The sequence below is a fragment of the Epilithonimonas hominis genome (assembly GCF_003730015.1).
GTDB lineage: Bacteria > Bacteroidota > Bacteroidia > Flavobacteriales > Weeksellaceae > Epilithonimonas > Epilithonimonas hominis.
Window position 1 is genome coordinate 53,040 of record NZ_RJTU01000013.1, and the last position, 23,254, is coordinate 76,293.

Annotated in this window: 18 protein-coding genes and 1 tRNA gene; 13 read left to right on the top strand and 6 right to left on the bottom strand. The window is 34.2% G+C overall.

Features of this window, described 5'->3' with window-relative positions:
- Positions 1–21: 21 nt before the first annotated feature.
- Both EGH73_RS01510 and EGH73_RS01515 read right to left on the bottom strand, forming a co-directional pair.
- On the bottom strand, positions 22–342 hold the full coding sequence (locus tag EGH73_RS01510; protein WP_245985368.1) for a DUF962 domain-containing protein: 321 nt from the start codon (positions 340–342) through the stop codon (positions 22–24).
- Complete coding sequence (locus EGH73_RS01515; RefSeq protein ID WP_123280359.1) at positions 329–2,014, bottom strand: APC family permease; 1,686 nt, start codon at positions 2,012–2,014, stop codon at positions 329–331. The genes EGH73_RS01510 and EGH73_RS01515 overlap by 14 nt, the downstream gene beginning before the upstream one ends.
- 486 nt (positions 2,015–2,500) lie before the next feature.
- Here EGH73_RS01515 and EGH73_RS01520 point away from each other — a divergent pair, with 486 nt between their 5' ends.
- The 11 genes from EGH73_RS01520 to EGH73_RS13960 all read left to right on the top strand — a co-directional run bounded on the left by EGH73_RS01520 (position 2,501) and on the right by EGH73_RS13960 (position 16,427).
- A complete protein-coding gene (locus EGH73_RS01520) occupies positions 2,501–5,560 on the top strand; it encodes a type I restriction endonuclease (RefSeq protein ID WP_123280360.1) in 3,060 nt (1,019 codons plus the stop codon).
- Between the two features lie 7 nt (positions 5,561–5,567).
- Positions 5,568–7,181, top strand: coding sequence for an HsdM family class I SAM-dependent methyltransferase (locus tag EGH73_RS01525; RefSeq protein ID WP_123280361.1), 1,614 nt, complete (start codon positions 5,568–5,570; stop codon positions 7,179–7,181).
- Between the two features lie 3 nt (positions 7,182–7,184).
- Positions 7,185–7,877: a DUF3800 domain-containing protein gene (locus EGH73_RS01530; RefSeq protein ID WP_123280362.1), complete on the top strand. Its 693-nt coding sequence runs from the start codon at positions 7,185–7,187 to the stop codon at positions 7,875–7,877.
- Entirely contained in the window at positions 7,877–8,329 is a 453-nt protein-coding gene (locus EGH73_RS01535) for a hypothetical protein (RefSeq protein WP_123280363.1), read from the top strand. The genes EGH73_RS01530 and EGH73_RS01535 overlap by 1 nt, the downstream gene beginning before the upstream one ends.
- A 165-nt stretch (positions 8,330–8,494) precedes the next feature.
- Entirely contained in the window at positions 8,495–9,727 is a 1,233-nt protein-coding gene (locus EGH73_RS01540) for a restriction endonuclease subunit S (protein ID WP_123280364.1), read from the top strand.
- A 386-nt stretch (positions 9,728–10,113) separates the two neighbouring features.
- On the top strand, positions 10,114–13,083 hold the full coding sequence (locus EGH73_RS01545; RefSeq protein WP_123280448.1) for a tetratricopeptide repeat protein: 2,970 nt from the start codon (positions 10,114–10,116) through the stop codon (positions 13,081–13,083).
- Positions 13,084–13,230: 147 nt separating this feature from the next.
- Entirely contained in the window at positions 13,231–15,027 is a 1,797-nt protein-coding gene (locus EGH73_RS01550) for a TonB-dependent receptor (RefSeq protein ID WP_123280365.1), read from the top strand.
- Positions 15,028–15,119: 92 nt separating this feature from the next.
- A tRNA-Arg gene (locus tag EGH73_RS01555) sits at positions 15,120–15,193 on the top strand.
- 472 nt (positions 15,194–15,665) lie between these two features.
- Positions 15,666–15,797 carry a hypothetical protein gene (locus tag EGH73_RS14270; RefSeq protein WP_260255146.1) on the top strand — a complete coding sequence of 44 codons (132 nt, stop codon included), beginning with the start codon at positions 15,666–15,668 and terminating at the stop codon, positions 15,795–15,797.
- Between the two features lie 73 nt (positions 15,798–15,870).
- Positions 15,871–16,212 carry a phosphomannose isomerase type II C-terminal cupin domain gene (locus tag EGH73_RS01560; protein ID WP_123280366.1) on the top strand — a complete coding sequence of 114 codons (342 nt, stop codon included), beginning with the start codon at positions 15,871–15,873 and terminating at the stop codon, positions 16,210–16,212.
- Between the two features lie 38 nt (positions 16,213–16,250).
- The gene (locus EGH73_RS13960; protein WP_177165149.1) at positions 16,251–16,427 is read left to right on the top strand and encodes a hypothetical protein; all 177 of its coding nucleotides are present in this window, start codon (positions 16,251–16,253) and stop codon (positions 16,425–16,427) included.
- Between the two features lie 354 nt (positions 16,428–16,781).
- Here the strand turns inward: EGH73_RS13960 and EGH73_RS01565 are convergent, their stop codons facing one another.
- Positions 16,782–18,380, bottom strand: a complete 1,599-nt coding sequence (locus EGH73_RS01565) for a S8/S53 family peptidase (protein ID WP_123280367.1) — start codon at positions 18,378–18,380, stop codon at positions 16,782–16,784.
- A gap of 144 nt (positions 18,381–18,524) precedes the next feature.
- On the opposite strand from EGH73_RS01565, the gene EGH73_RS01570 reads away from it, so the two are divergent.
- Together EGH73_RS01570 and galE are read left to right on the top strand one after the other, a co-directional pair.
- Complete coding sequence (locus EGH73_RS01570) at positions 18,525–19,652, top strand: DegT/DnrJ/EryC1/StrS family aminotransferase (RefSeq protein WP_089767784.1); 1,128 nt, start codon at positions 18,525–18,527, stop codon at positions 19,650–19,652.
- Positions 19,653–19,677: 25 nt separating this feature from the next.
- Positions 19,678–20,697: a UDP-glucose 4-epimerase GalE gene (gene galE, locus EGH73_RS01575; RefSeq protein ID WP_123280368.1), complete on the top strand. Its 1,020-nt coding sequence runs from the start codon at positions 19,678–19,680 to the stop codon at positions 20,695–20,697.
- 36 nt (positions 20,698–20,733) lie between these two features.
- Here galE and EGH73_RS01580 read toward each other — a convergent pair whose 3' ends face one another.
- The 3 genes from EGH73_RS01580 to EGH73_RS01590 form a co-directional block, all read right to left on the bottom strand.
- Positions 20,734–21,387, bottom strand: a complete 654-nt coding sequence (locus EGH73_RS01580; RefSeq protein WP_123280369.1) for an NAD(P)H-binding protein — start codon at positions 21,385–21,387, stop codon at positions 20,734–20,736.
- 176 nt (positions 21,388–21,563) lie between these two features.
- Positions 21,564–22,073 carry an isopentenyl-diphosphate Delta-isomerase gene (gene idi / locus EGH73_RS01585; protein WP_123280370.1) on the bottom strand — a complete coding sequence of 170 codons (510 nt, stop codon included), beginning with the start codon at positions 22,071–22,073 and terminating at the stop codon, positions 21,564–21,566.
- Between the two features lie 266 nt (positions 22,074–22,339).
- Positions 22,340–23,158: a phospholipase D-like domain-containing protein gene (locus tag EGH73_RS01590; RefSeq protein WP_221177731.1), complete on the bottom strand. Its 819-nt coding sequence runs from the start codon at positions 23,156–23,158 to the stop codon at positions 22,340–22,342.
- Positions 23,159–23,254: the final 96 nt, after the last annotated feature.

A 23,254-nucleotide genomic window follows, 5' to 3' on the forward strand; every position in this document is an offset into this window, starting at 1 on the left:
GATTATAAATATATTTCCTCATCATTTATTTGTAAATTTTTGTTTTCCGAAAAGCAGTTCGAAAAAAAGTCTAAAATCTGAAATAATTGACCACAATGGATATCTGAAGGTCGCTGGCTTGTTTTTTTCTATCACAGCGTGACTGAACCACGCCAACCCATAACCAAAAATAGGGCAATACCACAGAAACCGTTCTTTCCCCGATTTAAGTACATAAAAAATAACCACAAAAACCAATAAGATACCAACAAAATGGAAAATACGGGTTAGCGGTTTTTTATGTTCGGTAAGATAAAATTGATAAAATTCTTTATAATTAGTAATTCTTTTATTGATTGCCATTGATCGTTTGGTTTAGTCTACTGTTTTTATATCCGTATAGGAAATAAATTACCAAACCTACAGCAAACCATAGTCCAAACCAGAACCAATTTTCGTGGCTCATTCCGGTTAGTAAATAAAGACAAGAACTAAGGCCAATTAAAGGAATTAAGGAAAGATTTTTAACGATGGCCAATCCACATAAAACCAAATTAGCAATAATGAAAATAATAATTGCCAGACGGAATTCGCCTTCATTTGGGTCGTTGATATTGGTTAAATTGTGGAAGAATTCGGGTTGATAGAAATAGAAGAATACCAAACCACCAATGAAAATTAATGGAAAAAGGAACTTCCCATTAATATACGGTAAGTGGAATCTTCCTTTGATTTTTTCTTTTGGAGGCAACATCAAAACGCCACCACAAACAAGCACGAAAGCGAAAATAGTTCCGATACTTGTAAAATCAAGAATGAAAGATTTATCCGTGAAGATGATCGGAATGCCCACCACAATCCCTGTCACGATTGTTGCAAAAGACGGTACTTTGTTTTTACTGTGTACTTCCTGAAATTTCTTGGGTAAAAGCCCATCTCTGGACATGGCCATCCAGATTCTCGGCTGTCCCATTTGGAAAACCAAAAGTACCGTTGTAATTGCAACAATCGCAATCAATGAGACAATAAATTCCATCCAGGGAAGGTTGAGATTGGTTTTGTCAAATACAAATGACAGCGGATCTCCAATGCCGTCAAATTTCCTATAATCTACCAATCCTGTTAATGTTAAAGTTAAAATAATATAGATTACAGTACAAAGTCCCAAAGAAATCAACATACCTTTTGGAAGGTCTTTTTGAGGATTTTTGGTTTCTTCGGATAAAACAGAAATCGCATCAAAACCAATATAAGCGAAGAAAACACCTGAAACAGCAGACATTACACCCGCAAATCCATTTGGCATAAAAGAAGGTTCTGAAGTTACAGAACTTGTTGGAAACCAGTTCCCAGTATTAACATAAGCGACACCGACTGCGATGACGAGGAGAATCACGAATAACTTCAGAATAACAAAAAAGTTATTAAAATTCTTACTTTCCTTGATGCCTTGATAGCAAAGCCAAGTGATTAATCCATTAATCACCAAAGCAGGAATATCAACGATAATTTTCAATCCGCCAATAATTGGGGCAGATTTCCAAGCGTTGATGAGTTCTCCGTTGGTTGAATTATTGAGAAAAGCTTTTTTGGCTTCGGTATAACTACAGGTAAAATAATCAGGAATATGAACCCCGATTCTTTCCATAAAACTGGTGAAATAATCGGACCAAGAGAAGGCGACATAGATATTCCCGAAAGAATATTCCATAATCAGCGCCCAGCCGATAACCCAGGCAATCAATTCTCCAAAACTGGCGTAGGCATAAGTGTAAGCACTTCCTGCTGTAGGGATTCTGCTTGCAAATTCTGCATAACAAAGTGCGGTGAAAGCGCAGGCAAAACCACAAATCAGATATAAAACAATAACGCCGGGTCCTCCACGGAAAATAGCTTCTCCCAAACTGCTGAAACTTCCGGCTCCAATGATGGCGGCAATCCCAAAAAATACAATATCCCAAGTCCCAAGAACTCTGTTTAACTGTCCGGAATCTGCATTTTCTGCGTAGTGTTTTCTTCTGAAAAGTGAACTCATCTAAGTTGATAATTTTTGTGAAAGAAACAAATTTAATAAAAATTTGATGGTTTTAACATTTACTAAATGAAATAAGATGTTTTAAAGTCAAAATCAATCAGCAAATTATTTAAGGATTCTTTCAGTTTTCTCCCACAATCCTTCGGAAGCGCTTCGGAAGAAGATCCGAAGAAACCCCGGTGATGTCCCGTACATACTCCGATGATACCCGTTCAAAACCGGTCACGGGTGTACAAGTTGCTATTATCTTTTTTAACTTCCTGTCATTAACCTACTGTCTCGGCAAAACGATGAAGTTTTATGCATCCCTGAATAATGCGAAGAATACGTAAGCCTTCACTCGTTTCTACCTCGGGCAGCATCTGGTGAATTGACCATAGCATCCATTCCGAAAACGTGGATTTTTTTTGGGATAATGAGGATTGTGCTAGTGGTAGCGTTGGGTTTTTTGGTTATATTTGAAATTTATATAAAAAAAAACTATTAATGTTCAACGAAGATTCAAGAGTAAAAATTCCGGCAATTTTACATTTGTGCAGATTAGGATATACTTATATCCCAAAAAGTAAACAAGATAGACTGGAAGACAATAATATTTTTCGTGATATTTTTAAACGTTCTCTATCTAAAATTAATTCTGATATTTCAGAAGACGAAGTACAGCGTTTATTGACTGATGTATCATTGAAACTCAATGATGATGATTTAGGAAGAGAATTTTTCAGAATGTTAATGAATACTTCTGGAACAAGATTAATTGATTTTGAAAACTTCAATAATAATGAATTTCACGTTACCGCTGAATTGACTTGCAAAAAAGGGGACGAAGAATTCAGACCAGATATTACGGTTTTAATCAATGGAATGCCTTTGGTTTTTATTGAGGTGAAAAAACCGAATAATAGGGAAGGTGTTATTGCTGAAAGAAATAGAATCAACAGAAGATTTGCTTTAAAAGACTTCAAAGCTTTTACGAACATTACGCAATTAATGTTGTTTTCTAACAATATGGAGTATGAAGACGGAGTAGTAGAACCTATAATGGGAGCTTATTACGCTACACCTTCTAAAGACGGGGTAATGTTTAACTATTTCCGAGAAGAAGAATTATTAAATTACACGCATCTTCTAAAATCAGAAAATGAAGAGCTGGAAAATCTCATCTTAAAAGACAATAATATTGTTGCCATTAAATACACAGATGAGTTTAAAGTCAATAAAAATTACGAAACGCCTACCAATAAAATTATAACCTCTCTGCTTTCAAAAGAAAGATTGGCTTTCTTTTTACAGTTTGGGATTACCTATGTAGAAAGAACCAATAGAGAAGGGAAAATTGTTATTGAAAAACACATTATGCGTTATCCGCAATTTTTTGCTTCGAAAGCGATTACTCAAAAACTGGATGAAGGCATTAAAAAAGGGATTATTTGGCATACGCAAGGAAGTGGAAAAACGGCTTTGGCGTACTACAATGTAAAATACCTCTCTCAATATTATCAAAAGAAAAACACCATTGCAAAGTTCTATTTCATAGTAGATCGAATAGATTTAGCGATACAAGCACAGACCGAATTTCGTTCGAGAGGTTTGTCTGTAAAAATGGTAAATTCTAGAACTGAATTTATTCAGGATATTAAAAAGGCGAGTGCTATTCTCAACAGTTCAGGAGAACAGGAAATAACAGTCGTAAACATTCAGAAATTTTCTGATGAAAGTATGGTTTTGGAATCTTTTGATTATGATTTGAATATTCAAAGAATTTATTTCATAGACGAAGCTCACAGAAGTTACAATCCTAAAGGTAATTATTTGGTGAATCTTTTGCGTTCGGACAAAGATGCAGTAAAAATAGCCTTAACAGGAACGCCACTTTTGCGAGAAGTAGCCAAAGAATATGATTCTAAAACCCTTTTTGGCGATTATATTCATAAATATTACTATAATCGTTCTATTGCAGATGGTTATACGCTTAGATTGATTAGGGAAGGCATTGCCACTACTTACAAAATGCAAATGCAAGATGTGATGGAGCAAATTAAAATTCTGAAAGGCGAAATTTCTAAAAGCGAAATTTTTGCTCATCCTAAGTTTGCACAACCAATGCTGGAATATATTCTGAATGATTTAAAAGATTTCAGAAAGAAAGATGAAACCATAGGCGGAATGGTGGTTTGTGACACTTCCGAACAAGCCAAAGAACTTTTTGCCCAGTTTGAAAAAATTTATGGAAAGCAAGAGTTTGATTATGCTGTAGTCCGTGAAGAAAGAGCAAAATATGGCAACCAAACCCCATTAAAAGCCAGTCTTATTTTACACGATGTGAATTCTAAAGACATCAGAAAACAAGAAATTGAAGCCTTCAAAAATGGGGATATTGATATTTTGTTTGTCTATAATATGCTCTTAACTGGTTTTGATGCACCTCGTCTTAAAAAACTGTATTTAGCAAGGGTAGTCAAAAATCATAATCTTTTGCAGACTCTAACCCGCGTAAACCGACCGTATAAAAAACACCGTTTCGGTTTTGTGGTCGATTTTGCAGACATTACCAAAGAATTTAAAGAAACCAACGAAAACTATTTCCAAGAGTTGCAACAGGAATTGGGTGATGAAATGCAGAATTACAGCAACCTATTCAAGTCGAAAGAAGAAATAGAACACGATGTTTTAGAAATCAAAGAAAAACTCTTTCAGTATGACCTGAAAAATGCTGAAAACTTCCGTCTGCAAATGGACGATATTAAAGATAAAAAGCAATTAACCGAACTCTTCAATTTGCTGCAAAATGCCAGAGAACTTAAAAATATCATCCGTTTACAGGGAGATGATGAATTGCTGGGTTTATTAGATTTTTACAAGCTCAATCTTATGCTAAAAGAAGTTCAGTCACGATTGAATATTTTGAATTTTGTAGACAGCATCAATAATGAAAACGATAACACCAACCTTATCAACACAGCATTAGAAGATATTTTCTTCCAGTTTACCAAGATTTCGGAAGAAGAAATGATTTTGGCAGACCAACTCAGAAATCAGCTCAGACAAACCCGAGAAGAATTGCAACGCAATATAGACCCTGCCGATCCAGAATTTGTTACCCTGAAAGAAGAGCTAGAACGTATTTTCAAAAATAAAAATCTAGATGAGGTAAACCAAGAAGATATGCGAGACAACATTCATATTCTCAGCAGAATTTATGACGAAGTAAGAGAACTCAATCGTAAAAATGCACTGCTAAGAGCCAAATATGAAAACGACGAAAAATACGCCAGACTTCATAAAAGATTAATTAATAACCCAACCATTAATGCCAAAGAAATACAGATTTACGAAGCACTTTTGGGAACGAAAACCATCATAGACGACATCTGTCTGCACAATGTAGAATTGGTAAAGAATGAAACCTATTTTAACCAAGAAGTAATGAGCATTGTGATACAAAATTTTATAGACCAACAGAAAATAAAATTAGACGCTCAAACCACAGAAAACATCAATAATCTTATTGTAAAAGAATACAAACAACAATATACTTACAACTAATATATAAATGACGGAGATACAGTTTATCACGCAAACTAAAACTTTAATAGACGGACTAAAAAGCGTTTGCGCCAACTACGGACTGGGAAATGATGCCAGTGAATTTAATATTATTTCGCAGGTTTTTTTATACAAATACCTTAACGATAAATTTATCCACGAAGCCAAAAAACACAATGAGGATTTGGCGAATGCAGAAGATTTTCAGAAAGCCTATGAAAATTTAAGCGAGGAAGACAAAAAATTTCTCTTCTTTAGAATAGGAAACAAAGCCGCCAAACTGCAACCCGAACAGTTGATTACTTATTTGTTCAATAATTCTAACCAGCCCAATTTTGGAGATGCCATTTTTGATGGTACATTACGAAGCATCAGTGCAGAGAATATCGATATTTATTCCGTGAGTTCTGCAACGGGGGTAAAAGATAAAATGTTTGATGACATCAGTTTGTTTATTCGAGATGCTTCTCAACGAGATGCTTTTTGCCGTGCTTTGCTCAATAAACTGGTGAATGTAAGTTTCGAGAAAATGTTTACCGAGAAATACGATTTCTTTGCCACCATTTTTGAATATCTGATTAAAGACTACAACAGTGATAGTGGTGGTAAATATGCCGAATATTACACACCTCACGCTGTAGCCAGAATTATGGCAGCTATTCTCGTGAACGAAGAAGTAAAAAGTGCCAAAGTATATGATCCGAGTGCAGGTTCGGGAACTTTATTGATGAATATTGCACACGCGATTGGCGAAAAAAACTGCACCATTTATTCAGAAGATATTTCGCAGAAATCTGCCAATATGCTCAGATTGAATCTCATTCTGAATAACCTGCAACATTCTATCCCGAATATTATTAAGGGAAATACCATTTTGCAACCTGCACATCTCGAAAAAAAGTTCGATTATATTGTATCTAATCCGCCGTTTAAATTAGATTTTTCAGATTATCAGGCAGACCTTACCAAAGACAGTTTTAAAGAACGTTTTTTTGCAGGCGTTCCCAATATCCCGAAAAGCAAAAAAGAATCGATGGCGATTTATTTGTTGTTTATTCAGCATATTATGTACAGTCTTGATGCCAAAGGTAAAGCGGCCATTGTAGTGCCAACAGGTTTTATCACGGCACAAAGCGGGATTGAAAGAAAAATAAGAGAAGCACTGATAGAGCGCAATTGGTTGCGCGGTGTAGTAAGTATGCCGAGCAATATTTTTGCAAGTACAGGAACCAATGTTTCTATTGTGTTTATAGACAAGGAAGCCGACAGCGAAAAGATAGTCTTGGTAGATGCTTCTAAACTGGGACAAACCATCAAAGAAGGCAAAAACCAAAAAACGGTACTTACTGCAACAGAAGAACAGCGCATTATAGATGCGATGAACCAAAAGAAAGCCGAAGAAGATTTTTCTGTAGTGGTAACCAAAGAAGAAGTAATGGCAAAAAATTACAGTTTTTCTGCGGGGCAATATTTTGAGGTGAAAATAGAATATATAGAAATTACCGCAGAAGAATTTGCACAGAAAATGCAAACTTATGAAAGTAATTTGAGTCAATTATTTGCAGAAGGAAATGAATTGGATCAAAAGATTTTGGAGAATTTAAAAACATTAAAATTTTAAATTATGAATTTTGAAGTTTATTGCGACGAAAGCTGTTTGGAAGCTCTGAAAAATAAAAACGAACATTTCTTTATGGGAATAGGCGGGATTTGGATGCCTGCCGAAATGCGAGATAAATTCAAAACAGAACTCAAACAAATAAAAAGCAAATATAATGTACAAGGTGAATTTAAGTGGAACAAAGTAAGTCCTAAATATTTACCGATGTACAAAGAAATAATAGACTTCTTTTTTGATGCTAAATATTTGCGATTTAGAGTGATATTGGTGGAATCTGATAAAGTGAATTTAGTCACTTTTCATAATAGCGATGCAGAATTGAGTTTCTATAAATTTTATTATCAAATGATTAAATCTTGGATTTATGATTTTAATTTATACGATGTGTTTTTAGACCTCAAAAAAAATAGAAACAAGGGAAGGTTAAAAGAACTAGAGAGATTTTTAGATAATGCTAATTTCTTTTCAGATGTGCGTACTGTGCAAGGTTTGCCCTCTAACCAAAGTCTGGGTATACAGTTGGCAGATTTACTTACGGGTATCATTACAGCTAAATTCAACAATAAAACCACCAGTATTGCAAAATCAGAATTGATTCGCTATGTAGAATCACATCTAGGGAATGTAATACAACCTACTTCTAAAAATGAAGAAAAGCTCAATGTTTTTAAAATCAATTTGCAAGGAGGTTGGTAATGGAATACAAAAAAATAAAACCACAAAATTTCACAGTAGAAGAACTGCGTGAAATATGGAATAAAGTGTATTGCAGAGCTTCTATCATTACATTTGATGGTATATTGGTGCAATTCTATTCTTCTATGTTTGATCATTGTTTTTTTGAAAGTGAAAATAGAAAAACAAAAGACAAATCTATATTGTCTTATAACAGATTAGAAAAAATATATTGGATAAAAGACACGCTACAAGACGCAGACGCCACACTAAAAATAGGTTGGGACGGGAAAAATAAAACGTATGATGAAAGCAGAAGAGTGGCTTTGGTAAAAGGAAACTATGTAGTTGTGATTATTTTGTTTTCTACTACAAAAGCAAGATTTGTAACAGCGTATGAGATTACGGATGACGAAAATTTAGAAAAAATAATGCAAAGCCCAGATTTTGAGCACAAAAAAAACGTTGATTAGCTGGTTCAACGTTTAAGACCTTTGTAGGTTCCAGACCAATGGTAAAGAACACCGCAAAGATAATGGGATACTCGCCAATTTGCAAGTATTTTAACAATTAATTTTATAATAGATTGAAAATGAGTGATAACAAAAAGATTTTGGAGAATTTAAATGGGTTGAAGTATGAAAGTTGATAGAGATATTTTGAATAATCTTTGTTTAAATATTACAGATGGAGAGCACGGAACTATACAAAATGATAATGATGGACGATATTTTTTATTAAGCAATAAAAATATAATTAATGGTCAAATTATCATTTCAGATGCTGATAGAAGAATTAACAAAGAGTCATTTTCCAAAATAAATAAAAGAACTAAATTAGAAAATGGAGATTTAGTAATTTCTACTGTCGGAGTTTTAGGGAAATTAGCAATAATTAAAGCTGAAAATTTAAATTATGATTTTCAAAGAAGCGTTGGTATAGTAAAATGTGATGAAAAAAAAATAAATACAAAATATTTATATTACTATTTAAACACACAATTTTTTCAAAATAGATTAAACCATTTATCAAAAGGAGCAGTACAGAAATGTCTCTTTATCTCAGACTTAAAAAATTTAGAAATTGATTTTCCCGATTTACCCACTCAACAAAAAATAGCCTCTGTATTATCTGCATTAGATGATAAAATAGAACTCAACAACCGCATTAATGCAGAACTGGAAGCGATGGCAAAAACGCTGTATGATTATTGGTTTGTACAGTTTGATTTTCCAAATGCAGAAGGAAAACCGTATAAAGCAAGTGACGGAAAAATGGTGTACAACGAAACCTTGAAAAGAGAAATTCCTGAAGGTTGGGAGGTGAAGAGTTTGTATGAAATTGCCAATATTATAATGGGACAATCTCCAAAAGGTGAATCTTACAATGAAAAAAAAGAAGGAACTATTTTTTTTCAAGGTTCTACAGATTTCGGATGGAGATTTCCAAAAAATCGAGTTTATACTAGTACCCCAACAAGATTTGCAAAGGAAAATGATATTCTTTTAAGCGTCCGTGCTCCAATCGGAACAATGAATTTGGCAATGGAAAACTGTTGTATTGGTAGAGGTTTATCTGCATTAAATAGTAAAGATGGTTATTCTTCTTTCCTCATTTACCAAATGCATTATTTTAAAAAAAAGTTTGATTTTTTAAATTCTGTAGGAACAACTTTTGGCTCGCTTACGAAAGATGAATTATATAATTTAGTACTAGTTTATCCCTCAAAAAAAATTCTAGAAAAATTTGAAAATTTGGTTTCCGAATTTGACAAAAAAATAAAAATCAATTCAAAACAAAACCAAGAACTCTCTGCATTGCGAGATTGGCTTTTGCCAATGCTGATGAATGGGCAGGTGAAAGTGGGATAGAGAAGAAATAACGATAAACTATGAAACATTTCTATTTTTTGATTTTCTCAAGAATGCTGCTTTTCGGATAAAGTTAAAAATTTAGATATAATGCTCTCGTTTATTTTTGCGGAAAAATGATAGCTTAAATGAATGAAAATCATTATAAGTGCATCCAATTTAGTGCTGAAAGGAATTAATCAAATATTCTTATCAATAGAAAAAGCAAATTACATTTAATCAATTAAGCTGCCTTCAAATAATATCTTTTCCCTATTTTCGTTGAAAAAGGAACAAACTTTGTTGCAGCTGTGGCTTCGACTATGATTTGTAAGTCTGAGGCGAAGTTTATCCTGAGCTATGTCGAAGGAAAGACTTCAAGAAAATTTAAGAAAATTCAATCATCAATGAATTCAAAAAAGATATTAATAGCTTCGTTGTTATCGCTTTACGGATTTTCCGAAGCACAACAATCTCAATATTTTACTCAAAAAGAAGACTATCACTTTGGTCTGGCAGAGAATCTTTACAACACCAAAGTTTACAACGCTTCTCAATACCAATATTCTCAACAGTATTTTTATAATAAAAGCCTCAGCAGTTCCAGAAAAGAAGCTTCTTTGTTTTTCAGTAATGTGATAGGTGTCATTTTGCAGCAACAATATGCAGAAGAAGGCTTGAATGCTTTTATGAAAGAATATCCTAAGTCGGCTTATTTTGCTCAGGCGAACGGCCCTTTGGCAGATTATTATTTGGCTAAAAAAGACTTCGAAAAAGCATTGGAAACTTTGCAGAAAGTGAATCAATATCAGCTGAGCAAAGAAGAAAATACGCAGCATATTATGAAGCTGGGTTATGCCAAGTTTATGACTGGAGATTCGGCTGGAGCAATTGAAGCGTTGGAAGAATCTTTCAAGAATGCAGACGAAAACAGCAAACCTGCAATTTCATATATGTTAGGTCATCTTTATTATGCAGACAAGCAGAATGATAATGCTTTTGTTTACTTTGACCAAATCAAGAATAATGAAGACTATGCACATCTGGTGAAACCTTATTATGTGCAGATGTATTACAATCAGAAGAATTATGATCTGGCAATCTCCGAAGGAAACGAATTGTTGAATAATGGAAAGATAACGTCTTATGATACGGAAATTCATAAAATAGTAGGAGAGAGCTATTTTATGAAAGGTGATTATCAGTCGGCTTATCCGCACTTGAAATTATTCTTGGATAAAGAACAAACACCGTCTGAAACTGACCTTTATGAAATGGGATTTGTTTCCTCTCAAGTGGGGAAAAATGCCGAAGCAGTTGGTTATTACAATCAATTGATTAACAGTAATTCTCCGTTAGCGCAAAACGCTTATTATCAGCTTGGGAATGCTTATTTGCAAAACAATCAAAAACAAGAAGCGCTTTCGGCTTATCGTAATGCGTCTCAGATGAACTATGATGCAAAAGTTCAGCAATTATCGTTAGAGCAATATGCAAAATTGGGTTACGAATTAGGTAATCCATTTGAGAATTCTTCAAAAGTAATTCAGAGATATTTGGATAAATATCCTAATTCTAAATCTCAAGAAATGAGGTCGCTTTTGGTTAAATCTTATTTGTATTCGGGAGATTATAAAGCAACTTTGGATGCACTTTCAAAATTGGATAAGAAAAACAGTGAGACCAATAAGATAGAGCAGGAGGTTTCTTATCTTTTAGGTTCCGAGGAATTCAACAAAGGAAACTTTGACCAAGCTGAATCCTATTTCCTGAGAAGTCTTAAATTCAATCTAAACAAAGATTATTATAAAAAAGCCAAATATTGGTTAGGTCAGACTTACTATCAAAAAGGCGATTATAAATCTGCAATTGCTGTTTATAAAGAATTGGAAAATGAAACTGCAGAAGGTTTTCCTGAACGTGAACAATTGGATTATGATTTAGGTTACGCCTATTTCAAGTCTAAGGATTTTGCTTCTGCACAGGAGTATTTTAAGGAATACTTGAGATTCCCGAAACAGGAATTCAAAGCAGATGCAGAATTGCGTTTGGCTGATACTTATTACGCCAATAATCAGTTGAATGAAGCTTTAGATATCTATAATAAAACCGAAAATGCCAGCGATTATACTTTGTATCAAAAAGCTTTGGCTTTAGGCTTCAAGGGCGATACAGTGGCGAAGATTTCGGAACTGAAAACGTTGATTTCAAAATATCCAAATTCCGAATATGTGGATGATGCGAGTTATGAAATAGGTTCTGCTTATGCACAGAATGATGATTTCAGTAATTCTAATGCTTACTTTGATAAAGTCATCAAATCAAGTCCAGACAAAGATTTGGTTGCAAATTCTCAGATTTACAGAGCGCAAAATTACATCGACCAAAATCAAGCTGATAAAGCGATTGCTGAATTCAGAGTTTTGGCTAATCAATATAAAAATACGGCGTTTGCAGATAAAATTGTGGTCGCTTCCAAACCTGCATTCGTTAAAAATGGCGATGTTGCAGGTTACGAACAATTTGCGAAAAGCCTGAATGTGAATGTGTCCGGAACAGAAATTAGTGAAATCAATCTGGATCTGGCGCAGGAAAGTTTTGCTAAAAAAGATTATTCAAAAGCTGTTTCTTACTACGAAAAATACCTTGACCAAAATCCAAGTGGAGATAATTTGTTCAAATCTCAATATGAGTTAGGCGAAAGTTATTATCAATTAAAACAAATTGACAAAGCGATGTTGCCTTTGCAAAATGTGGCTGATTTCCAGAATGATAATCAACAAGATGCACAGGTTCGTTTGGCTCAGATTTATATTTTGCAAAACAAAATATCAGATGCGAAAAAATATTTGGAACAAGTTGCGAATTCTACAAACGTGAATGTTAAGAATTTTGCCTCCATTGAATTGATGAAAATCTACGCCGATGAAAAGAACTTTGCGGAAGCTGAAAAATATGCGAATGCAGTAATTTCAAATACGAAAAATTCGGCAGCAACTTTGGAGCAGGCGAAAGTCATCAAAGCGAGAAGTTTGATGAATCAAGGGAAAGACAAAGACGCGCAAACCGCTTATACAGCTCTTGAAAAGTCTTCTAATACAGAAGTTGCAGCAGAAGCACTTTATGCAAAAGCCTTTTACCAAAACAAAGGAAAAGCTTTTAAGTCTTCTAACGAAACTATTTTCAAATTGGCTAATAACTACGCTTCCGAAGAATATTGGGGCGCAAAAGCCTTGGTTGTGATGGCAAAAAATTATTTGGCGTTGAAAGATAATTACCAAGCGAGTTACACTTTGGACGAAATCATCAATAATTATGGTGATTTCCCTGAGATTGTTGCAGAAGCAAAAGAAGTAAAAGCGCAAATCAAAAAGTAATTTGCAAATATGTTAATCTGATAATGTGAAAATCTCTGCTGAGTTTGAAGTTTATACTGAGCTTGCCGAAGTACCTTTGCGGACTTAAAAACGCTGTGTATTAAAAAAAAATCTTTGCGCTCTTTGCGTTTAAAATTAAAGTAAGAAATGAACAAACTAAAATATATCGCCGTTTTGGCATTTTTCGGAACAGTCGGAATCTCGGAATTAGGCGCTCAAATAAAAGAGGAGCAATTGATTCTTAACAGAAAACGTGAGCCGGAAGTTAAGAAAATTGAGAAGAAGAAAACATCTGTTGTTCAGGAAAAAAACTATCCGCCGGATAACAAGAAAAAGGAAGACTCACTCAATCTGAAATATGATATCGTGAATGTTCCGCCAGTTTCGGACTTCAAAACAACGGAAATCCAAGGCGAAGATATTTCTCCAAAATTTTCCAATGATTATCAATCCAATTATTTCAGACTAGGTTATGGGAATTATGGAAAGTTTCTGGCTGATGCCAATGTTTCCGGAAAAGTGCAGGACAATGTCGAAGTAGGGGCGGATGTTCATTATTTGTCAACTTCGGGACTGAAAAAAAAGTACGATTGGTCTTCAAAGCAGAATCAAGCGAAGATAGGCGGTTATGCTAATATCTATACAGAAAAAGGGAAGTTTAATATTGATACCAATTATGCTTTCAATAATTATAATTATTATGGGATTTATGCTTTAACACCGCCAAGTAATGATATTGATTTGGAGCAAAAAGTGAATAAGTTCAGTGTGAATGGTTATTATGATCATTATTCCAATGATATTCTGAATAACGTTCGTGTAAAATCTTATTTCTTAAGTGACCATTTTGGTGCCAGTGAAAATTATGCGAATGTTGATGTGAATTTATCAAAGCACGATTTTGCAGTAAAAGATGGCGTAACAGCTAATGGAGATTTAGGTCTGAGTCTGGAAACAGTTAATTCTAAGTTTGATATTTTAAAAAACAATACCAATAACCAGCTTAATTTTACCTTATCACCAAAGGTAACGTTCTACAAAGGCGATTCTTACTTGTTAATTGGTTCTGATTTTAGTTTTCTTCATTCTAAAAACTCCAACAATGTAACCGACGAATCAAAGAATAATAAATTCTATTGGTTTCCAAAAGCAGAAGTTTTGGTTGCAGCAGCAGATGAATTCAAATTCTACGGAGGAATTGATGGCGGTTTAAAACTGAATACTTATGGTAATCTTTTAGAAGAAAACCCCTTTTTGATTTCGGATTTAGTTTTAAAGCCAACTGAAACTAAATATCATTTCTATTTTGGTTTGAAAGGAGATGTTGATCAGAGTTTCAAATATGATGTAAACGCAGGTTTTAGCAAAATAAATAACGCACAGTTTTTTGTAAGTAATCCATTGTTCTATTTGCCTACTCCGAATCCGCTGGGTGTTGATCTGAATCTAGGTAGAAATGGATATGATTATGCGAATACGTTCAGTTCAATCTATGATAATGGAACATTAATGGAAGTGAAAGGTGATTTGCAGGTCTTTCCAATGGAAAATCTAACTGTGGATGCAGGTTTACATTTTATGAAATATAAATTGGATAATTTAGAAGAAGTATATTATAAACCATTATTTCAATTTAATCTTGGCGCAAAATACACCATGCTAGAGAAAAAACTGAATCTTGGTTTCAAAGCTTATTTCGTAACCGATAGAACATCTAATTCTTATTCTGTCGTAACCACTTTTCCAGCATTCAGCATGCAAGAGAATGTGAATGAGAAAGTTGGCGGTTATGCGGACATTAATCTTTCTGCCGAGTATAAAATTCACAAAAATTTCAGTATTTTCGCACTCGGAAATAATCTTCTAGGTGCCAAATATCAGAATTACTTGGGCTACAAAGTTTTGGGAGCGCAGTTTTTGGGCGGCGTGAAGATTATTTTTTAGAGTAGGTGAGTATGAGAATTGTAGAGTTTGAGATTTGTCATCAACCTCAAAATACTCAAACACTTCAACTCATTAACGCTCTAACACAAAATGGCTTCGTAGTTCAACTGGATAGAATAACGGATTTCGGCTCCGTCGGTTGGGGGTTCGAATCCCTCCGAGGTCACTTGACGGGAAAAATCACTTTTAGGAGTGATTTTTTTCTTTTTTTTATTTTGTAATTGTTTGTTAATTAATAATATAGAATGAGGGTGGGATTTGATTGGAGATGGTCGAAAATTAGTCTTTTGAAATTCGAGTTTTTCGTTAAAAAATCTAACACATAACTTTTTTTAAGTATCAGAATTCCTTGTCGTATAGAGTTGAGAGAGGTTTGGTAGTACTTTTAGCAATTGATCAAGTTTTGTTCTGATATCACTATTTTTACCGTTCAGATTTTGATCTTGCATTTCCATTTCCAATGCATCGATTTTTTTTAACATTAATTTTTAATCGATTAATTATCATCACAACCCAATTGGTCCTCTAAATATTTTTCTCTGGCATAATTTAGATTCATAATTTTGTAGATATTTGTGTTCTCTTCTCGTCCAGACCTTGATGAATATTGTTAAAATTGATTAAAAGTTCTTGCTATAATGGCAGAGCCGGAAGAATTACACAATATTATTGCTATTTTTGACTCATCTGAAGCCCAATATATCACTCGATATAATATTTTTGTAGATGGCGACGCAGCAACAAGCCAAATGAAGAATTTTTGCGGATGATGTATAGGTGAATTTTAATAAATAAAAAGTGATAATTTTAGACAAAATTTATATTCATAATTAATACAAAAAAATGGAACACGACGTAAGACCCTGGGGAGAATATTGGGTATTGGAAGATGCTGAATTTCACAAAGTAAAAAGAATCCAGGTCAATCCGGGAGGAAGACTTTCACTTCAGTATCATCATAAAAGAGCAGAAGTTTGGACAATTGTTTCCGGGGTTGGAACAATCACCATTGACGATGATATCCGTGATTATACTGTGGGGCAGGTGGCTCAAATTCCTTTGGGAGCACATCACAGAATTGAGAACAAAACAGCCGAACCTGTGGTTTTTATCGAAGTTCAGTACGGAACATACTTCGGCGAAGATGACATTGTAAGAATCGAAGACGACTACAACAGGGCTTAATATTGTCTTCAAAATAAGTCCTGTCAGGATTATTGATTATGGCGGGACTTTTTGCATCATCTATTGACGGAAAGTATGCAGGAAGGATGAAAGTAAAAGTGGGCGTTGCAAAAAGCTACATTTTCGATAAGCAGGTTCGGAAGGCAGCCATCATAAGTGCATCACAAAATCGACAGAGGCTTCCAACGGTTCAAATCTCCACTCAAAATTGCTGACGGTGCAAAATATTTTGCCGGATATGGTTTTGTTGTAGCAGGATTAGAACATAATGCTTTTGAGATTCGGAACAGTACCCTGTAAAATCAGATTTTGCACCATTTAAAGCGGCTGTAGATAATTTTTTAAGAACCGTAATTACATTTTTCGATATCATTAATATTATTCCTAAGTCCGGAGACAACTATCTTTTAAGGAAATACTGAAATTTAAGAAGGGATTCTTCGGTTTTATAATTTTGGACTGGACTTCGATAGGTGAAATGAATCCTTTTATAATAACAGTAAACCCTACATCTCGATTTGATATGTAGGGTTGTTTATAAGTGATTTTTTAAATCTTTATTTGAAAAGTTACTCTTTGATAATTTTTTCAATAGATTCGCTGGAAGCTGTTTTAACTTTCAAAAAATAAATACCTTTACCGAGCCCAGAAATATTAATCGTTTTTGAAACTTCACTTTTAATGATTCTTCCTAAGCTATCGTAGATTTCAATAGATTTGATAAGATCGTCAGTTTTTACATTTACTATATCCTTTGCTGGATTTGGATAAATCTGGATTTTGGTTTGTTTCACGTCATCTACACCCAAAAATGATTGATAGGTTTTATAAAGATTCAAAATTCCATAACCCATTTGGTTAGAAGGATTGGGGTATAGGGAAGCATTTTGTTTCAATCTGTTTCTGATTTCTTCCCTTGATATGTTTTGTGGTAAAGCTTGTAGCAAACAAGCAATACCGCCAGCAGCTACAGGATTTGCAAGTGAGGTTCCACTAGCTTGCGTAACCTGCCCATTATAAACAGTATAGGTTTCAGCACCTCTTGCGGCAGCATCTGGCTTGATAATTCCCGAAGAATTTGGACCATAAGATGAAAATGAAGCACTTGCTCCCTGCGCTGTAACTGCTCCAATACTGAAAACTTTTGCATTGTCTGCTGGTGTGATTATATAGTGCCACGCATTATTTCCCTCATTTCCTGCAGCGAATGTTACAAAAATTCCCTTTTCTGCCGCTATCTGTGCACCTCTGGCGATAAAGGTAGTCGTCCCGTTCATATCTTCGTACTTGTAGTCATAACGACTATCATCGAATTCATAATAACCGAGTGAAGTGGAAATCAGATCAACGCCTTTTCGGTCTGCTTCTTCAGCGGCTTCAATCCAATATAACTGTTCTTCCGGAATTTCATTATCACCATCCTCTGTTGCATATAAATAAAAATCTGCGTCTGGAGCAGTTCCCACAAACTGGTTTTCCAGATAGCCGCCTATTGTTCCAAGACAAATAGTTCCGTGGCTATTGAGGTTTTGATTATAAATATCATTACTTTTATTGATAAAATTATAGCCGCCTTTTATTTTATCATTGTCTCTTAATCGTTTAAACGCATTACCTGTATTGACCGTCGGAAAACCAGTATCAATAACTGCAACAGTCATTCCTGTACCTGTAAATCCTGCAAGATGCAAAGCCCTTGCGTTGATTTGATTAATCTGTGCCAGTCCGCTGCCATAATTATAATTGGTTAGTATTTCTCGATTGGAATATTCTTTAAATTTTTCAATCTTGGATGCTTTTTTTCCAGCATTGGGATTTTTCACAAAACTTTCAACGTGATCTACATAAGACTGTTGAGATAAAGTCTGGATTTGAGCAGAAGTAGCATTCACAGCGACACCATTAAGCCACTTTGAGTAATCAGTTACCGTAAAACCAAGATTTCTGATGTTTTGAATGTATGCGGATTCTAGTGGCGCATCCTGATCTGTAAGAGGTATTCCAAGCTTCGTTCTTCTGTCCAGAGATTTCTGTGAAAGTTCTGATAACGGATTGGTGTAGAAGGCAGCTTTATTCGGCTTGTCTTTGAAGAAAACGAAGACCAATTCGGTTTGCGCAGTCGCAACTAACGAAAAGCTAACCGATAAAATTGTAAAGATTTTTCTCACGTTTAGGATAATTAGATTTTTTTAAACTGATAAATAAATGTAAATTTACAGAATAAATTTTTTGCATTTGGAATCCCGTTCAAGAATTAGTAAAACTAATATTGATAATGATTTTCAGATGCTTTTAATAATAAATATTTGATTATGAAGAAAATCCAAATGGTCGATTTACAAAGCCAATATTATAAAATAAAAAGTGAGGTAGATAATGCGGTTTTAAATGTGATGGATTCCGCCGCTTTTATAAATGGTCCGGAAGTTAAATCCTTCCAATCAGATTTGGAAACTTATTTGGATGTAAAACACGTGATTCCTTGTGCCAATGGAACAGATGCACTTCAGATTGCTTTGATGGCTTTGGATTTGAAAGAAGGAGATGAAGTGATTACGGCAGATTTTACTTTCGCTGCAACCGTGGAGGTGATTCATTTGTTGAAACTTAAATCAGTTTTGGTGGATGTCGATTATGATACATTTACAATTGATACAGAAGCAATTAAAAAAGCAATTACACCGAAAACTAAAGCCATAATTCCCGTTCATCTTTTTGGGCAATGCGGGAATATGGAAGAAATTCTAAAAATCGCGAAAGAACATAATTTATATGTCGTTGAAGATAATGCACAGGCGATTGGTTCTGAATTCATCTTTTCTGATGGAACTGAAAAAAAAGCTGGGACAATCGGAACAATTGGAACAACTTCATTTTTCCCTTCTAAAAACTTAGGTTGCTACGGAGACGGAGGTGCAATTTTTACTAATGATGACGAATTGGCTCACAGACTGAGAGGAATTGTAAATCACGGCATGTATGAGCGTTATTATCACGATGAAGTTGGTGTTAACTCCAGATTAGACAGTATTCAGGCAGCGATTTTGAGAAAGAAATTGCCAAACCTTGATTCTTATAACGAAGCGCGTAGAAAAGCTGCTGATTATTATGACGAAGCTTTTGCAGGGCACGACAATATTTTAACGCCAAAAAGAGCAGAAAACTCAACGCACGTTTTTCATCAATATACTTTAAGAATCCTAAACGGTAAGCGTAATGAGTTACAACAATTCTTGGCAGAAAAAGAAATCCCGGCAATGATTTATTATCCGGTAGCGCTTAGAAAACAAAAAGCTTATTTTCAAGATAGTAATCCAGCAGATTTTGTGAATACAGATAAATTATTGGATCAAGTGATTTCTCTTCCTATGCATACCGAATTGGATGAAGAGCAATTGAAGTATATTACAGATTCTGTTTTAGAGTTTTTCAATAAATAATCATTCATAACTTAGAATTAACTAAATGTCCATACTCGTAACAGGCGGTTTAGGTTACATTGGTTCACACACAGTTGTAGAACTTATTAATCATAATTTTGATGTTATCATTGTCGATGACTTATCCAATTCAGAAAAATTCATTCTTGATAATATTGAGGAAATCACAGGAAAAAAACCCATTTTTTATCCTTTCGATTTGAGAAGAAAAGAATTATTACAACAAGTTTTCGAAGCTCACGATATCGAAGGTTGTATCAATTTTGCAGCTTCAAAAGCAGTGGGAGAGAGTATGACTGAGCCTTTGAAATATTATGAGAATAATTTGTTTTCATTAATTAATGTTCTTCAGGAATTTAAAGAAAGAAATATCTCCAACTTCATTTTCAGTTCATCTTGTACAGTTTATGGTCAAGCAGATCAAATGCCTATCGACGAAAATACACCTTTGAAAGAGGCTGAATCGTCCTACGGAAAAACTAAACAAATGGGTGAAGATATTCTTAAAGATTTCTCAAGAGCTTATCAAAAACGTGTTTCGCTATTAAGATATTTTAATCCAATTGGTGCGCATCCAACAGCTTTGCTGGGAGAATTACCAGCAGGAATTCCAAATAATCTTGTTCCTTATGTTACGCAGACTGCGGCAGGAATCAGAGAGAAATTGAGCATTTGGGGTGACGATTATCCGACTGAAGATGGAACAGCAATCCGTGATTACATCTATGTTGTAGATTTGGCGAAAGCACACGTTGCAGCTTTGCAAAAACTAATGCATTCCGATGAGGAAACAGTTTTAGATATTTATAATTTGGGAACAGGAAAAGGGTCTTCAGTTCTAGAAGTTGTTAAGGCTTTTGAATTAGCGAATGATGTTGCCGTTCCTTACCAGATTTGTCCAAGAAGAGAAGGCGATATTACCATTTCTTATGCAAATCCAAGTAAAGCTGAAAAAGAGCTCAAGTGGAAATCTGAAACGTCTCTGGAAGAAGCGCTTAAAACCACTTGGGAATGGCAAAAATATTTGAAAGACAGAAATAATTAAAACATAAAATCCAATCAACTCTGATTGGATTTTTTATTACGTTTTCTTCTCAGCAAAACTAAAAATACTGTGAAGTTTGACTTCTGAAAAACTATTGGATTTTATCTTTGAAGCAACAATCATTGCTTTGGCTAAAACTTCAGTTGGTAAAGGTTTTTGACTTTTGAAAAGCCCCAGTTTATTAAGGAATTTAATTGCTTTCAAACCTGTGATTTCTGCGCTTCTGTCAGAGTTTTTTCTTTCCAGCATTCCTGGTTTGAAGATAGTTGTTTTCTCGAATTTTAGATTTTTCACAGCTTCTTCCAATTCTCCTTTTATTCTGGAATAGAAAATTTTGGAATCAGGATTGGCACCATAAGCAGAAACTAAAATATAATCTTCAACACCATTATCTTTTGCTGCTCTTGCAAAATTGAATTGATAATCGTAATCAATTATTTTTTGATTTTCTTTACTTCCAGCAGATTTCAGAGTTGTTCCGAGACAAGAAAAAGCCACATCGCCTTTCACAAGATGTTTCCATTCTTCAGGATGGTCAAAATCTACAAGATGCGCTTTGACTTTTTCATGATGAAAATCAGAACGACGTCTCACAAAAATATCAATCTCATCAAAATCCGAATCCTGACAAAGTTGTTTCACAAGGTCATTTCCTGTAGCACCAGTTGCACCAATTACCAAAGCTTTCATACACGTAAGATTTGATAATAAAGTTAAGGAATTTTAAATTAGAAAACACTTAAGTCACTTGAGTTTTTATTGTGTAAATTAAGTTCACTTGAGTTGAAAATCTTTGATTTTCAAAACTAATGTGTTCTTATGTGACTTTTTTGGTTTAATCGCTTGAACTTAAGTGTTCAATAATTTTAATTCAATTGATTACGATATTCAGCCCAAATGATTTTGAACCATTCCGTAAAGTTATCCGGATTTTTAGCAATTTCCTGTTGCAAGTCAGCGATAGAAACATAGCGGATTTCCGAAACTTCATCAGGATTCAAATCAAATTCTCCTTCAAAGTTTCCTGTAAAAACATAATCTAATTCGTGTTCCCAAAGCCCTTCTCCAACATCCGCTTTGTAGATGAAATGGAATTTTTCCGTCAACTCACAATCGATTCCCAGCTCTTCCTTTATACGTCTTTTCGCCGCATTCAGATAAGATTCCTCGATTCTTGGGTGTGAACAACAAGCATTGGTCCATTGGTTTGGCGAGTGATATTTTTCGTTGGCGCGCTTCTGCAAAAGCATTTCTCCCTTTTCATTGAACAAAAAAACCGAAAATGCACGATGCAAAAGTCCATTTTCGTGCGCCTGCATTTTTTCCATTTGTCCCAAAACTTCATCCTGAGGATTGACCAAAACCACTTTTTCCATAGCACAAAAATAAGGATTTTAGAATTAATTTTTAGGAGCTGTTTGACTACGTCGAACAGTTAGTTTTTATTTTTAATTTGGAGCTGTTTCCCGCTTTCCGTTGCAATCTTTTTCTTTTCCTTATGTGAAAGAAAAGAAAAAGGATTTCCACTACAAAACGAAGTTTAGACGATTCAAATAAAAACAATAAAAAATATGAGTCAACCGTGGCAAGGGACTTTGTCTGTAAAACGCCATTTCGCCAGTATGATGTTACGGAAAGTGCTTTATTCTGTTATAAATTGTTCGTAACTACCAAGTTTAGCTTTATCAATTTGATAGTTTCCGTTAACATCTTTACAGATTATTACGCTATCAAATCCAAGTTCGTTCATTTTTTCAATAGTTAAAAGTTCTCCTTCTTTGACTTGAAATACTTTTCGTAATAACCAATCTGAAAGAGCTTTATTCGGATTCGTCATCAAAGCTTTTGAGTTGTCTTGACAAACTTTAGCTGAAAATACTTCACCTGTTGGGATTTTTAATTCAAATAATTGATCTCTTTCAGGAAAAAAGTTAGGAAATTTCTTGTGAATTTCGATTGGAATTGGAATGTAAACTTCTCCAAAATCTCTTTTTCGTCCTCCTGCATGCCATTGATTTAGTCCACTTTTTTCAAATACAAATTTTTCTTTATTCTTAATTCCATAAAGTGGTAAAATGACATAATTTTCACCACGAACAAATTTATCTGTTGCTGGTTTTAAAGCTTTATCTTCAAATAATTCTAAAAGTAAAGTATATGGATCTTCTAAAATTTCAATTGGAAGTTTAAAAGCGTTATCAGGAATATAAAACTTTCTGAAAAGTGTACTTTTTGAATAATTAAAACTATAAAAGTTTTTCCCGTCTTCAAATTGTAAACTTGCAGAATTTTGTTTTACAGCGTGAATGTTTTTGATGTCAATTTTGTCGTAATCAGTTTCAAATAAGACAAGTTCACTATTTTTTCTCGCAACAATATGATATAAAGAACTTTCAATATTATACAAACGATTTGCTAAATCAATTCTTTCGTTTCTGAATTCTGCTAATTTATGAGCCAAATCTTTGCCTTTATAATCGGTTAAAACTCTTGAAAGTGAATTGAATTCAGCGACTTTTTCATTACTATTATTTGAATTACAAACGAATGTCTTTAA

What these genes read in the sequence shown, in the direction of transcription:
- EGH73_RS01510 (WP_245985368.1), bottom strand. Translation starts at nt 342, where the DNA reads ATGGCAATCAATAAAAGAATTACTAATTATAAAGAATTTTATCAATTT.
- EGH73_RS01515 (WP_123280359.1), bottom strand. Translation starts at nt 2,014, where the DNA reads ATGAGTTCACTTTTCAGAAGAAAACACTACGCAGAAAATGCAGATTCC.
- EGH73_RS01520 (WP_123280360.1), top strand. Translation starts at nt 2,501, where the DNA reads ATGTTCAACGAAGATTCAAGAGTAAAAATTCCGGCAATTTTACATTTG.
- EGH73_RS01525 (WP_123280361.1), top strand. Translation starts at nt 5,568, where the DNA reads ATGACGGAGATACAGTTTATCACGCAAACTAAAACTTTAATAGACGGA.
- EGH73_RS01530 (WP_123280362.1), top strand. Translation starts at nt 7,185, where the DNA reads ATGAATTTTGAAGTTTATTGCGACGAAAGCTGTTTGGAAGCTCTGAAA.
- EGH73_RS01535 (WP_123280363.1), top strand. Translation starts at nt 7,877, where the DNA reads ATGGAATACAAAAAAATAAAACCACAAAATTTCACAGTAGAAGAACTG.
- EGH73_RS01540 (WP_123280364.1), top strand. Translation starts at nt 8,495, where the DNA reads ATGAAAGTTGATAGAGATATTTTGAATAATCTTTGTTTAAATATTACA.
- EGH73_RS01545 (WP_123280448.1), top strand. Translation starts at nt 10,114, where the DNA reads ATGAATTCAAAAAAGATATTAATAGCTTCGTTGTTATCGCTTTACGGA.
- EGH73_RS01550 (WP_123280365.1), top strand. Translation starts at nt 13,231, where the DNA reads ATGAACAAACTAAAATATATCGCCGTTTTGGCATTTTTCGGAACAGTC.
- EGH73_RS14270 (WP_260255146.1), top strand. Translation starts at nt 15,666, where the DNA reads ATGGCAGAGCCGGAAGAATTACACAATATTATTGCTATTTTTGACTCA.
- EGH73_RS01560 (WP_123280366.1), top strand. Translation starts at nt 15,871, where the DNA reads ATGGAACACGACGTAAGACCCTGGGGAGAATATTGGGTATTGGAAGAT.
- EGH73_RS13960 (WP_177165149.1), top strand. Translation starts at nt 16,251, where the DNA reads ATGGCGGGACTTTTTGCATCATCTATTGACGGAAAGTATGCAGGAAGG.
- EGH73_RS01570 (WP_089767784.1), top strand. Translation starts at nt 18,525, where the DNA reads ATGAAGAAAATCCAAATGGTCGATTTACAAAGCCAATATTATAAAATA.
- galE (WP_123280368.1), top strand. Translation starts at nt 19,678, where the DNA reads ATGTCCATACTCGTAACAGGCGGTTTAGGTTACATTGGTTCACACACA.
- EGH73_RS01580 (WP_123280369.1), bottom strand. Translation starts at nt 21,387, where the DNA reads ATGAAAGCTTTGGTAATTGGTGCAACTGGTGCTACAGGAAATGACCTT.
- idi (WP_123280370.1), bottom strand. Translation starts at nt 22,073, where the DNA reads ATGGAAAAAGTGGTTTTGGTCAATCCTCAGGATGAAGTTTTGGGACAA.